This window comes from Arthrobacter sp. P1_H7 (assembly GCF_056405215.1).
This window is the reverse complement of sequence record NZ_JBFUCO010000006.1, coordinates 144071-156548: the sequence shown is the minus strand read 5'-3', so window position 1 is coordinate 156548 and position 12478 is coordinate 144071. Positions and strand designations below refer to the sequence as shown.

The following is a 12478-nucleotide window of genomic DNA, read 5'->3' as shown; positions in this document are numbered from 1 at the left end:
GTGCGGTGCTTAGAACGGGGTGGGGATGTGCCGAACGGCCAGTGCCGGCTCGGTGTAATCGCCGGCCTTCTGGCGCTTGGGGAGTTCGACGTCGAGCCCCGGGTACGGCTCGTAGGGCACCTGGCTGAGGATATGGCTGATGACGTTGAGCCGGCCGCGCTTCTTGATGTCATTGTGCGCGACGTACCACGGTGCCCAGGCGGTGTCGGTCGCCTCGAACATGGCGTCCCGGGCCCGGGAGTAGTCGTACCACCGTTTGTAGGACTTCAGGTCCATCGGAGAGAGTTTCCAGGTCTTGCGGGGATCGTCCATGCGGCTCTCGAGCCGCCTGGTCTGCTCGTCCGCGCTGACCTCGAGCCAGTACTTGAGCAGGATGATGCCGGAGTCGACCATCGCCTTCTCCACCATCGGAGTCATGTCGAGGAACCTCTGGGTCTGCTCCGGGGTGCAGAAACCCATCACCCGCTCCACGCCCGCACGGTTGTACCAGCTGCGATCGAAGATGACCACCTCGCCCGCCGCAGGGAAGTGCGCCATGTAGCGCTGGAGGTACATCTGCGACTTCTCCCGCTCGGTCGGTGTGGGGAGCGCCACCACGCGGAACACCCGGGGGCTCACCCGCTCGACGATGCGCTTGATGGTGCCGCCCTTGCCGGCCGTGTCGCGGCCTTCGAAGACGATGCAGATCTTGGCTCCGGTGGACTTCACCCACTCCTGCATGGCGACCAGCTCACCCTGCAGGACGGCCATCTCCGCTTCGTACTTCTTGCGCGGCATCTTCTGCCCGGCGCGCTCATCCTCTGCGTCGGAGCCCTTGGTCTTTTTCTTCTTCTTGCCCACCATCGACCTCCTCGCGACGTACTTGCTGAGGTAAACCACACGCTGCGACACCGGCGAGACTGTCATCCAAAGAGACCGGCACCTCGGCCCGGGGACCAGGGCGCAACTGCACTTATCGGGCCCCTGCTGCTGGGCGCAGGGGCCGGCCGTCTGGACTCGGCGCTGACGCCGATGATGGCGGGAACCCGCCCGGCTGCGAGGCCGGTGCGCGGGTGGCGGCCGCCACTGAGACAGAGCATCTTCCGTTCACCTTGGGAAAGCCTTGGGCTACTCCTGGAGCCATTCCGCGCAGGAATTCAGGTTCCGGGTGACGCTCTCGACGGCGGCCGCCTCGTCGCGGGCGGCAATCGCGGCCACGAGTTCGTCGTGGCCCTCCTGCGGCAGGCCGTTGAAGCCTCCACGCCGCTGCTGGCGGAGCAGATCATTGTGGAATACGCTGCCGAAGCTGACAAACAGCTCATGCAGCAGCGGGTTGGCGGACGCCTGCGCCACGCGCGCATGGAAGTCCCAGTCTGCCCGGGCCCACGCGGCGTAGTCCTCGGCCAGCCAGGCGGCACGGCGGGCGGTGAGCAAACCGCGCAGGGCGGTGAGGTCCTCGGCCGTCGCATGGCGTGCAGCGAGCCGGGCCGCCTGGGTGTCCAGCCCGACACGGACCTCGAGGATGTGCTCTTGGGAGTGGTCCTCATACATCCGCTGCGTGGCGCCTGCGATCTCGCTCGTCGCGCGGACGTAGGTGCCGTCCCCGCGGCGGACCTCGAGCATTCCGCTATGGGCGAGCGCCTTGATGGCCTCGCGCAGGGTGCCACGGGAGACCCCGAACGCGGCCATCAGCTCAGGTTCGGCCGGAATGCGCTGCTGCAGCGGCCACTCGCCCGAGTGGATCAGGGCCCGCAGCTTGGCAGTGATTTCCTCCGCCAGCGGTGGCCGGTGCGAAGCCGTGAGGGTCATCGCCGGGTTCCTTCCGAGGAGTGCGGGGTGGCCGCCCGCAGCTTTTTGGCCGCCAGTTCCTTGGCCCGCAGCTCCTTCGGTCCCGCCGAGAGGAGGTGGCCTACCGCGATCTGGCCGAGGGCCACGGCCAGCAGCAGGGCCAGGGGCAGCGTCCAGGAATTGGTGGCGCTGTGCAACAGGCCCATGCCGAACGGCCCGAGCGTCGCCAGCAGATACCCGGCGGACTGGGCCACGGTGGACAGCGCGGTGGTCTCGGCCGTGGTGCGGCCGCTGCGGCTGATCATCACCATGACCAGCGGGAAGATGCCGAGCCCGAAGCCCAGCAGCACCGCGGTCAGTGGAGCCAAGTCAGCCGGCAGGACCAGCATGGCCAGGACGCCCAGGGCCATGGTCACGGTGGCAAGGTAGAACGCCGTCCGCAGCATCCGGGGGCGTGAGCCGATGGCCACCAGCACCATGCCGGCGGGGACGGAGACAAGCTGCATGAGTCCGAACATGAGCCCGCTGTCGGAGGCGGTGAGGCCCATAGTGGCCAGCATGTAGGGGAACCAGCTGAGCACGGCATAGGCCAGGAGCGCCTGCACCGTGAAGCCGAGGGTGATCAGCGCGCCCGTGCGGGTCCGCAGCAGGGGCCAAGGCGAAACCCGGGCAGCCTTGCCGGCGGAAGCGTTGCGGTGGGCGTGTACCGCGATCGGGAGGAAGCCGAGGCAGGCTCCCAGGGCCAGGAATCCAATCGCGCCGACGCCCGCCGAGGGCGAGCCCAGGGCCTGGGCCACCGGAACGATCAGCACGGCGGTGGCGGTGGCGCCCGTGGTCATGGTCAGCGTGTAGACGGCGGTCATGAGGGACGTGCGGTCCGCGAAGTGCACCCGGATGAAGGAGGGCATGGCCACGTTGCAGATGGCCAGCCCGGACATCCCTGCCACGGTGCCCGCCAGCAGCATCCCGGTGGACGGGACGCCGCGGAGCAGCAGCCCGGCCGCCAGCATCACGAGGGAGAGCAGGATGGCCTTTTCCAGCCCCAGCTGCCGGGTAAGCCAGGACGTGGCAGCTCCGGCCACCGCGAAACACAGCGTAGGGATTGAGGGGAGCAGGGCTGCGATCAGCGGGCCGTAACCCAGGACAGCCTGCAGGTCGTGGAAGAGCGCGGCGGCGCCGGTGATGCCGGCGCGCAGGTTGAGTCCGATGAGCACGAGCGCCACGACGCCGGCTACGATCACGCCGCGCGGGCGGACCGCGCCGGGTGGAGCTGTCTGGGAAGGTGCGGTAACCGCCGTGCTGCTAGCCATAGCTAAAGGTTAGACGTTTGATGTTTGAGACTCAGCCTTTAGTGGCGAATATCTCGGCAAGTGACAGAAATCAACGCGGGGTCACTTAGCGCCCATGGCAGGACGTCGGATGGGCTCGATGTGACCCCGCGTTGCTTGAGGTGCGGCTGGTGTGTGGCGGGGTGGAGCGTAGGGGGCTGCGGGGGTCAGCGCGGGTGCCGGGCGCTGAGCCGCTGCACCGCGAGCGCAAGCCAGAGCTGCACCCGGTCCGCTGTCTGGGCGGGGTCGTATCCGGTGAGTTCGGTGATCTGCGCCAGCCGGTAACGGACCGTGTTGCGGTGCAGGGTCAGTTCCTCGGCGACGGCCGCCACCGAGCCGTTGTTGCCGAGGTAGCTTTCCAGCGTGGCCATGAGTTCGGCGCCGTGCGCCGCGTCGAAGGCCCGCAGCGGGTTCAGCGATTCGTTGGCCATGTCCGCCAGCGGGACGTCCTCGCTGGCCAGCAGCAGCGAGGTCAGGCTCAGCCGCTCGGGCTCGTTGACCGGCAGCCCGTGGCTGGCCGCGTCGCGGGCCTCGAAATAGCTCCAGCGCAGGCCGTTGGGCTTGGTGTACGCCCCGCCTATGCCGATCGTGGCATGGATCCCGGCCTCGGCGAGGTGGTCGCTGAGGCTGCGGGCAAGGGCGCTGGCGCCGCTGCCGTCGTCGGGCACCACCACCACGAGGTCTTTCCCGACGACGGAGCCGACCGCCGCCGCAAGCGGCTGGGGCAGCGAAGAGCTGCCCAGCTGTTTCTGGTGGGCGGCCGATTCGGCGAGCAGGACCACGTTCTTGCGGGTGCTGTTGATGCCGACGCCGGCCAGGCGCCGGGTGGCTTCGGACGCCTCCAGCGTGCCGTGGATGACGTCGTCGAGGACCTGGCCGGCCAGCGCCCGCTGCGCCTGCCGTTGCTTGACCATGTTGTTGAGCTCAACGCTGATCAGGTTCTGGGCGTAGCCCACGATGCCCGTGTCCTCGAACGGCTGCTTCACCCACAGGGTGCAGGCGTCGCGGCGACCCGTGGGAATGGGGTAGGACGCCCAGCCCTCGGCCTTGGGCGCCGGGTGGCCGGCGACGCTGTTGTACAGCTGGGCGGTGAACTGGGTCAGGACGATCTCGGTGCGCAGCATCGACCCCAGGTGTTTCAGGAGCTCGGCAAGGCCGCCGCCGGTCAGCAGCGCGCGGGCCAGGATCTGGTGCCCGGCGATGAGCCGCTCGAGCTTGACCAGGTGGTCCGCGGACTGGGCGTCGGCCACGAGCTTTCCGATCGCGATGAAAGGTGTCTCGTACGGCACTTCAACCACCGGCAGCCCCCACCGGTTGGCCTCGGCGATCAGGGCCGGCGGAACGGCGTCGTGCGTCAGGCCGACCCCGAACCCGATGCCCACCGCACCTGCCCGCTGGACCTGACGCACAAACCGGCGCTGCTCCGCGGCGCTCTTGAGCCGCATCCCGGTTGTCAGGATCAGTTCGCCGCCATTGAGGAAGCGCTGCGGATCCTCCTGTTCGGTGACGGCCACCCAAAGAATGTCCTGGTGCCAGGTGGTTTCGGCGAGTCCGGCCTTGGTGAGATTCAGGGACGGAACTCCCAGCAGGGCAGCGAGTGAAATGGCCATGGATTCAGGATAGCCGGGTGTTGGTCAAGCGCACTAAAGTTTCGCGGGGATGGTGTGCAGGTGCCTATTCCCTGCGTTGCCCTGCTGGCATAGGCTCGTGACCAGTCACACATCCGTCATTGGCAGTAAGAAAGAGGTTGTACACCGTGGTTCAAACCTTGCAAAACTTCATCAACGGCGAGTTTGTCACGCCCGCCGGCACAGGATTGCTGCCCATCGTGAACCCCACCAACGGTGACGTGGTGGCGCAGGCGCCGATTTCGGTGCAGGCCGACGTCGACGCCGCCATGACGGCAGCCAAAGACGCCTTCAAGACCTGGAAGCACACCACGCCCGGGCAGCGGCAGCTCATGCTGCTCAAGCTCGCGGATGCCGTTGAGGCCAACAGCGACGAGCTCGTGGAGGCCCAGCACCGCAACACCGGCCAGGTCCGGTCGCTGATCGCCTCTGAGGAAGTGGCCGCAGGCGCCGACCAGCTGCGCTTCTTCGCCGGTGCGGCCCGCATCATGGAAGGCAAGTCCGCCGGCGAGTACTTCGAAGGCCACACCTCCTACGTGCGCCGCGAGCCGATCGGCGTCGTCGCGCAGGTGGCCCCGTGGAACTACCCGTTCCTCATGGCCATCTGGAAGATCGGGCCGGCCCTGGCCGCCGGCAACACCGTGGTCCTCAAGCCCTCGGACACCACCCCGGAATCCACCCTGGTGCTGGCCCGGCTCGCCGGTGAGATCTTCCCGGCCGGCGTCCTGAACGTGGTCCTGGGCACCGGCGAGACCGGCGCCATGATGGTGGAGCACAAGGTCCCCGGCCTGGTCTCCATCACCGGTTCCGTCCGCGCCGGCATCGCCGTCGCCTCGGGCGCCGCCAAGGGACTCAAGCGCGCCCACCTGGAACTCGGCGGCAAGGCCCCCGCCATTGTGTTCGCCGACGCCGACATCAAGAAGAGCGCCGCGGCGATTGCCGAGTTCGCCTTCTTCAACGCCGGCCAGGACTGCACGGCGATCACCCGGGTCCTGGTCCAGGATTCGGTGCACGACGACGTCGTCGCCGCCATGGTGGAGCACACCAAGACCCTGCACACGGGGTCGCAGAACGACGAAGACAACTACTTCGGCCCGCTGAACAACGTCAACCACTTCAACGCGGTCACCTCTGTTGTCGAGCACCTGCCTGCCAACTGCAAGATCGAGACCGGCGGCCACCGCGCGGGCGAGAAGGGCTTCTTCTTCGAACCCACCATTGTCACGGGCGCCAAGCAGAGCGATGACATCGTCCAGAAGGAAACCTTCGGCCCGGTCATCACGGTGCAGAAGTTCAGCACCGAGGACGAGGCAGTGGAGCTGGCGAACGACGTCGACTACGCCCTGGCCTCCAGCGTCTGGACGTCCAACCACGGCACCGCCATGCGCCTGAGCCGGGACCTCGACTTCGGTGCCGTCTGGATCAACACCCACATCCTGCTCACGGCCGAAATGCCGCACGGTGGCTTCAAGCAGTCCGGCTACGGCAAGGACCTGTCCATGTACGGCGTCGAGGACTACACCCGCATCAAGCACGTCATGAGTGCGCTCGACGCATAACGCAGGCGCACAACGCTGCTAACTCAACCTGACGCATAACTCGCGCGCTCAACCGCACGCTTAGAAAGGCTTTCCCATGACCACCACGGCACATGACATCACCTACCGGCTCGAACAGAAACGCCGCGTCCAGGCCGACTTCCCGGGGCCCAAGTCCGTCGCCCTGACCGAGCGCCGCAAGGCCGTGGTCGCCGCCGGCGTCGCCTCCAGCGTCCCGGTCTTCGTGGCCGACGCCGACGGCGGCATCATCCACGACGTCGACGGCAACTCCTTCATCGACCTCGGCTCCGGCATCGCGGTGACGAGCGTCGGCGCCTCGGACCCCGCCGTCGTCGGCGCCGTGAAGGAAGCCGTGGAGCACTTCACCCACACCTGCTTCATGGTCACCCCGTACGAGGGCTATGTGGCCGTCGCCGAGCAGCTGAACCGCCTCACCCCGGGCGACCACGAAAAGCGCACGGTGCTGTTCAATTCCGGCGCCGAGGCCGTCGAAAACGCCGTCAAGGTGGCCCGCCTGGCCACCGGCCGGGACGCCGTCGTCGCGTTCGACCACGCCTACCACGGCCGCACCAACCTGACCATGGCGCTGACCGCCAAGGCCATGCCGTACAAGACCAACTTCGGCCCGTTCGCGCCCGAGGTCTACCGCATGCCGATGAGCTACCCGTTCCGCGAGGAAAACCCGGAGATCACCGGTGCCGAGGCCGCCAAGCGCGCCATCACCATGATCGAGAAGCAGATTGGCGGCGAGCAGGTTGCCGCGATCATCATCGAACCCATCCAGGGCGAGGGCGGCTTCATTGTCCCCGCCGACGGGTTCCTGCCCGCACTGGCGGACTGGGCCAAGGACAAGGGCATCGTGTTCATCGCCGACGAGGTCCAGTCCGGCTTCTGCCGCACCGGCGAATGGTTCGCCGTGAACCACGAAGGTGTTGTCCCGGACATCATCACCATGGCCAAGGGCATCGCCGGCGGTATGCCGCTCTCCGCCATCACGGGCCGCGCAGACCTCCTCGACGCCGTCCACCCGGGCGGCCTCGGCGGCACCTACGGCGGCAACCCGGTGGCGTGCGCTGCAGCGCTGGCCTCGATCGGCTCGATGGAACAGTACGACCTCAACGGCCGCGCCAAGCACATCGAAGAGATTGCCCTCGGCAAGCTGCGCGAACTCGCCGCTGAGCTTGCCGACAGTTCCGTGATCGGTGACGTCCGCGGCCGCGGCGCCATGCTGGCCATTGAACTCGTCCAGGCCGGTTCCAAGGAGCCGAACCCGGAGCTGACCAAGGCCGTCGCCGCAGCCTGCCTCAAGGAGGGTGTCATCATCCTCACCTGCGGCACCTACGGCAACGTCATCCGGCTGCTGCCGCCGCTGGTCATCAGCGACGAGCTGCTGCTGGACGGCCTCGGGGTCCTGGCCGCGGCCATCAAGGCCAACGCCTAGCCCTAGGCCCCATGAGCCAAGGCCAATGAGCTGCCGGGCGGACACCTGGTCCGCGGCTCCTCCGCTGTTTCCGTCCTGATTTCTGTTTCGGCCCCGCACCCGGCCCTACTTCCAGGCGGTCGCGTCCAGCTGGATCGCCACCACGTACAGGTGCTGGCCCTGCTCAATCTTCTCCACCTCAATGACGCGCACCTTGGTCTCCGGAATGGTGCCCATCGGACGGCCGACGCCGATTCCGTAGCTCAGCACGCCCTCGAAGTCCCCGGCGGGCGCGTAGCTGGTGAGTGCCTGGTATCCGATTGCCGGTGGCGGCGCACTGGTCACGGTGCTCGCCGTGCCGTCCGCGGTGTGCGCCTGGGCCCCGCGGAACGTCACCTCGAGGATGGTTCCCGTGCCGGGCATCGGGATGCCCGCCGGCGAACCGGAAGCTCAACTGGTCATACGGCGGGGCATCGGAGGGGTGCTGGCCCGCGCCGATGGCGGACAGCGTCGGCAGCGGCGCCGCCGGCGGCGCCGCGATGGGCACGGGATTCTCATGGTCGGTGTGGAACGGGGTGGTCGGCCCCGGCACCGACCAGTCGTGGGTGACCGTGGAGGAGATCACTTTGTCGCCCGGTTGCGGCGGTGCCGTTTCGTCGGCATCCCCGGTTGCGGACGGCGACGGCGTGGCGGTCGGGCTGGCGGAGGCCGTCGGGGACTGCGACGCCGGCTGGCTGCCGGCGGAGGGCTGCGGGGCCGGCGGCGTGCAGGCTGTCATGACCAGCAGGAGCGTCAGGGTTCCCAGCCCCGCGGTCCGCGACCGGGTCCTGCGGTTGCGAATGGCGTCCATGATGCGCTCCCCTCGACCACCCCAGCGTAGGCCCGGAAGATTGTGCTGTTCAGGGTCATAAGTCACCACCTTTGAGGGCCCGCTGGACTAGAGTCGTTCCTATCCACTGCAGGAACGCAGACCGGCCGACGTCGCCCGGAACCCCCGGGGCGCAGCTGGCATCTGCCCCAGACCCAAAAGGGGTTCATACATGCGATACGTAGTCGGCTATACACCCACCGAACGCGGTGCGGACGCCGTTGCCTTGGCCTCAGCCATGGCTCGGGCACAGGGAGCCCATCTCGACCTGGTCTATGTGGTGGATCGGCACACGCCCTATGTGGCGATGAATCCGGAAGGAAACCAGGTCAGCGCCGCGGAGCAGCAGATCCGCTCAGCGGAACGCCAGGGAATGGACCTGGTCCCCGAGGGGCTGGAGGCGCACTTCCATGTCCGACAGGCAGAATCGTTCGCGGCCGGCCTCATCGAGGCCGCTCTCGAGTACAGGGCCGGCTTGATCGTGGTGGGTGCCGCCAGCAGCGGCCTGTTCAAGCGCCATACCGTGGGCAACGTGGCCAACGCCCTGCTGCACGCTGCCCCGGTTCCGGTGGCCCTGGCGCCGCGCGGCTACCGCCATACCGAAGCCATCACGCGTCTGACCCTCGCGGTGGGCCAGCGCGTCGGAGCGGAGGCGGCGATCGACGTCGCGATCGAATCCGCCGAGCGCCGTGGCGTGCCGCTTCGGCTGGTTTCCCTCGTGGAACTGGACGTCGAGGGGGACGGCGGGGAGAACGTCAACGCCGCCCACATCCACGCCAACACCGTCCTCGCTGCCGCCGCGCACCGCCTGCCGGAGGGCCACCACGTCAGCGTGGAGGTCGCCCACGGCCGCACGATCGAGGAAGCGATCGATGACCTGGAGTGGGACGACGGCGAGGTCATGATCGTCGGGTCCTCCCGCCTGGCGGAGAAGCACAAACTGTTCATTGGCAGCACGGCTTTCAAGGTGCTGAGGGCGCTTCCGGTTCCGATGGTGGTGGTCCCGCGCGACTACCAGCGGGTGGATGCCTTCCCGGAGGTCTGAGTCCCCGGGGCCAGGACCGCCCAGTACGCGGGAATGCTGCAGGGCGGTCCACCGGCCTCCATCGGCACCGTCTTCAGGACGGTGGGTCCCTCCGCGATGAGGGTCCAGCGGTCCGGGGGAAACACGCGGGAGCGTTGCCCGGCACCGAAGTGGCCCGGTTTCGGCAGGGCGGCAATGGCCTGGCGGAGCGGTCCCGGGATCCGCTTGCCGGTGGCGCCCAGTTCCCGCAGGTAGCTTAGGGCGCCACCCGGGACGTTCGTCTCGACGAGGTAGACCCTGCCCCGGGTGCCAAGGAGCGCTTCGATGGAGCCTGCAAGGCGCGCCTGCCGTCGCCGGCTGAGGACATGGAGAACGCCGCGGACAAAAACGTTGGCGTCGCCGAGTTCGCGCGCCAGCGCAGCCGCCGCGGCCGGCTGTGTGGCATCCAGGCTCCGGAAACTGAGGCCGGGGATCGGCGGCTGCGCAGAATGCGCCGCTGCCACGGCCTGGGGTGAGACGTCGACGCCCAAAACCGAGGGGAAGATGCCGGTGAGCCGCCGTGTGATGGTGCCGTTCCCGCAGCCGAGATCGATCACCGGAAGGCTGGTGTCCATCGCGCCGGCCATCACCTGCAGGTGGTGCCGGATCTCTTCGTTCCCGGCGCCCGGGGCGGCGTCCCAGATGATCGGTTCCCTGAGGGATCCCTGTGACACGCCGCGCCAGAAGGCATCCCAGCGCCGGTCCGGGCGGCTGGGACGGTGCAGGGAGAGTGAGGCGACCCTGGCTGCGAGCCGGATAGTGTCTGCCGCCCTGTGCACGCGTGTGCCTGTCTTGGGTGTGTCTGTCTTGGGTGCGCCCGTTTTGCGTGTGCCCGCCGGAACGGGTCCGCTCACGCGACCGCGCCGTTTCTGTGCGCGAGCAGGTCCGTCATGTCCGCCACCGGGAGCGGCCGGCTGAAGAAGTATCCCTGGCCGAATTCGCAGTTCAGCTTCCGCAGCCTGTCTGCTTGCTCCCTGTCCTCGATGCCTTCCGCGACGGCGCCCAGCCCGGCCGAATGGATCAGCTGCAGGATAGCGGCGACGAACGTTTCCTGCTGCCGGTCCGTGGTCAGCCCGTCGAGCAGGGACTTATCGATCTTCGCCTGCGCGGCAGGGAGCGTGCGCAGGTAGCTGATGGAGGAATAGCCGGTGCCGAAGTCGTCGATCTCGATCCGGACGCCGAGGTCATTGAGCGACTGCATGGTGGCGGCCACTTCCGGGCCGCCGCGCATGATCGCGGTTTCGGTGATCTCAATCGAGATATGGCAGGGATCGACGCCGTGCTCGGTCAAGAGGCCTTCGACGTAGGGCGCCAGATCGACGTGGTGCAGGTCCGCGGGGGAGAGGTTGATGTGCGTGCTGAAGTCCGCTGGAAGCCCCGGATGGGACTTCCAGCGGCCGGTTTGCGCGATGGCGTTCCGGAGCACCCAGTGGCCGATTTCCACGGTGAGCCCGGCCTCGTCGGCGGCGTCGAGGAAGGTATCCGGGCCCAGCAGGCCCAGGGCGGGGTGGCGCCAGCGGATCAGGGCCTCGGCACCGGCAATCGCTCCGGTGCGCAGGTCCATGATGGGCTGGTACTCCAGCTCGAGCTGGTCCATCGCCAGCGCCGTCCGCAGCTCCGCCACCTGGTGGACCCGCTGCTTGGCGGCCTCGTGCATGGCCGCGGAAAACACCAGCAGGGTGTCCCTTCCGCGTTTCTTGGCCTCGTGCATGGCGATGTCGGCATCGCGGATGAGTTCCTCGCTCCGCAGGCCTGATTCCCCCAGCCGGACACCGGTACCGGCCGTGAGGGCGACCGCCACTCCACCGGCGACGATTCTGTCCTTCAGTGATTCACCGAGCCGGGCCGCGGTCTGCAGCACGGCCTCCGTGTCCTGGTCCGCGACGAGCACCGCGAATTCATCGCCGCTGAGGCGTGCGATCACGTGGCCGGGTCCGGCCGCCGCGCTGAGCCGCAGAGCCGTCTCGCGCAGCACGGCATCCCCCGCGGCGTGGCCGAGGCTGTCGTTGATGAGCCGGAAGGAATCAAGATCCAGCAGGATCAGCGCCGGCTGGCGTCCCGCGCCGGCCCCGGCGACGGCTTCGGCCACTTTTTCCTGCAGCAGCGAGCGGCTGGCCAGGCCGGTCAGCTCATCGGTGTTGATGACGCGCCGGAGTTCGGCCTTGGCCGCCTCAAGGAGCGCGGTCCGCTCGGCGACCCGGACTTCCAGGTCCTCGTACATGCTCTGGAGCTCTTCGGCCAGCAGGTTGATGCCGGTGGTGACTGCGTCAATCCCGTCCCGGGCCGGTGAGACCGACAGCCGGTTCGACAGATCGCCCGAGGACAGTACGACGATGCCGTCCACGAGTTCCTCGAGGCGGCGGTCATCATCACGCCCCGTCATGGCCCTGCGAGGTCAGCCAGCGGACCGCCTCATCGCCGTTGGTGAAAAAGCGTGTGGGAACCGGCGCGGAATTGACGCCGAGGAAGAAGTTGGCGAGGACCCGGTCCACGGCGGAGGAACCGAGGAGCGCGATGGCCGAGGCGTCGCAGCGTTTGGCGAACACGGCCCGGGCGGCCCGGCTGACGGACTCCGTGGTGGCCATGTCGATCAGCAACGGCGTGGGCCGGCCGCCGCACAACTCATTAACGCGATCCATGGCCAGCTGGGCGCTGGGGGCGTCAATCACAACGCCGCGGGCCCACTGAAGGCGCAAGATGCCGCTGCTGTCGAAGTCCAGGGACGAGATGTCGCGCCCGCCCGGAGTTTCACGATCCTCTTGTGGCACCAGCAATCCTCAATTTCGCCCAGCGTGTCCCATTCATGATGACACTAACGCACAGCGGCAGGCGTGCGCAGGCCGCT

The 12478-nt window shown here is 68.1% G+C and carries 11 protein-coding genes and 1 pseudogene; 4 read left to right on the top strand and 8 right to left on the bottom strand.

Annotated elements, in window-relative coordinates; genetic code table 11:
- Window positions 1-9 precede the first annotated feature (9 nt).
- From ppk2 to AC1DXI_RS08635, 4 genes are all read right to left on the bottom strand, one after another.
- Window positions 10-891 carry a polyphosphate kinase 2 gene (gene ppk2, locus AC1DXI_RS08650; RefSeq protein WP_476938236.1) on the bottom strand — a complete coding sequence of 294 codons (882 nt, stop codon included), beginning with the start codon at window positions 889-891 and terminating at the stop codon, window positions 10-12.
- 216 nt (window positions 892-1107) lie between these two features.
- Window positions 1108-1788, bottom strand: coding sequence for a FadR/GntR family transcriptional regulator (locus tag AC1DXI_RS08645; protein WP_476938235.1), 681 nt, complete (start codon window positions 1786-1788; stop codon window positions 1108-1110).
- Window positions 1785-3077: an MFS transporter gene (locus tag AC1DXI_RS08640; RefSeq protein ID WP_476938234.1), complete on the bottom strand. Its 1293-nt coding sequence runs from the start codon at window positions 3075-3077 to the stop codon at window positions 1785-1787. Before AC1DXI_RS08640 ends, AC1DXI_RS08645 begins: the two co-directional genes overlap by 4 nt.
- A 185-nt stretch (window positions 3078-3262) precedes the next feature.
- Entirely contained in the window at window positions 3263-4705 is a 1443-nt protein-coding gene (locus AC1DXI_RS08635) for a PucR family transcriptional regulator (RefSeq protein WP_018775169.1), read from the bottom strand.
- Window positions 4706-4851: 146 nt separating this feature from the next.
- Here AC1DXI_RS08635 and AC1DXI_RS08630 point away from each other — a divergent pair, with 146 nt between their 5' ends.
- Window positions 4852-6282 (top strand): gamma-aminobutyraldehyde dehydrogenase, encoded by a 1431-nt coding sequence (locus AC1DXI_RS08630; protein ID WP_476938233.1) that lies wholly within the window; start codon window positions 4852-4854, stop codon window positions 6280-6282.
- Between the two features lie 76 nt (window positions 6283-6358).
- The gene (gene gabT / locus AC1DXI_RS08625) at window positions 6359-7723 is read left to right on the top strand and encodes a 4-aminobutyrate--2-oxoglutarate transaminase (RefSeq protein WP_028276688.1); all 1365 of its coding nucleotides are present in this window, start codon (window positions 6359-6361) and stop codon (window positions 7721-7723) included.
- A gap of 105 nt (window positions 7724-7828) precedes the next feature.
- Here gabT and AC1DXI_RS08620 read toward each other — a convergent pair.
- Window positions 7829-8134: pseudogene (locus tag AC1DXI_RS08620) on the bottom strand (hypothetical protein); the annotation flags it as partial.
- 65 nt (window positions 8135-8199) lie between these two features.
- Here AC1DXI_RS08620 and AC1DXI_RS08615 point away from each other — a divergent pair.
- On the top strand, window positions 8200-8613 hold the full coding sequence (locus AC1DXI_RS08615; protein ID WP_476938232.1) for a hypothetical protein: 414 nt from the start codon (window positions 8200-8202) through the stop codon (window positions 8611-8613).
- Window positions 8614-8742: 129 nt separating this feature from the next.
- Entirely contained in the window at window positions 8743-9615 is an 873-nt protein-coding gene (locus AC1DXI_RS08610) for a universal stress protein (RefSeq protein WP_476938231.1), read from the top strand.
- Here the strand turns inward: AC1DXI_RS08610 and AC1DXI_RS08605 are convergent.
- From AC1DXI_RS08605 to AC1DXI_RS08595, 3 genes are all read right to left on the bottom strand, one after another.
- Window positions 9582-10412: a class I SAM-dependent methyltransferase gene (locus AC1DXI_RS08605; RefSeq protein WP_476938230.1), complete on the bottom strand. Its 831-nt coding sequence runs from the start codon at window positions 10410-10412 to the stop codon at window positions 9582-9584. The genes AC1DXI_RS08610 and AC1DXI_RS08605 overlap by 34 nt on opposite strands.
- Before the next feature lie 71 nt (window positions 10413-10483).
- Complete coding sequence (locus AC1DXI_RS08600; RefSeq protein ID WP_476938229.1) at window positions 10484-12016, bottom strand: putative bifunctional diguanylate cyclase/phosphodiesterase; 1533 nt, start codon at window positions 12014-12016, stop codon at window positions 10484-10486.
- Window positions 12003-12407 (bottom strand): DUF7793 family protein, encoded by a 405-nt coding sequence (locus tag AC1DXI_RS08595; protein ID WP_476938228.1) that lies wholly within the window; start codon window positions 12405-12407, stop codon window positions 12003-12005. The genes AC1DXI_RS08600 and AC1DXI_RS08595 overlap by 14 nt, the downstream gene beginning before the upstream one ends.
- Window positions 12408-12478 lie beyond the last annotated feature (71 nt).

Excerpts from the sequence above, each read along its gene's own strand:
- AC1DXI_RS08635 (WP_018775169.1), bottom strand. The coding sequence starts at position 4,705 with ATGGCCATTTCACTCGCTGCCCTGCTGGGAGTTCCGTCCCTGAATCTC.
- AC1DXI_RS08640 (WP_476938234.1), bottom strand. The coding sequence starts at position 3,077 with ATGGCTAGCAGCACGGCGGTTACCGCACCTTCCCAGACAGCTCCACCC.
- AC1DXI_RS08610 (WP_476938231.1), top strand. The coding sequence starts at position 8,743 with ATGCGATACGTAGTCGGCTATACACCCACCGAACGCGGTGCGGACGCC.
- AC1DXI_RS08645 (WP_476938235.1), bottom strand. The coding sequence starts at position 1,788 with ATGACCCTCACGGCTTCGCACCGGCCACCGCTGGCGGAGGAAATCACT.
- gabT (WP_028276688.1), top strand. The coding sequence starts at position 6,359 with ATGACCACCACGGCACATGACATCACCTACCGGCTCGAACAGAAACGC.
- AC1DXI_RS08615 (WP_476938232.1), top strand. The coding sequence starts at position 8,200 with ATGGCGGACAGCGTCGGCAGCGGCGCCGCCGGCGGCGCCGCGATGGGC.
- AC1DXI_RS08600 (WP_476938229.1), bottom strand. The coding sequence starts at position 12,016 with ATGACGGGGCGTGATGATGACCGCCGCCTCGAGGAACTCGTGGACGGC.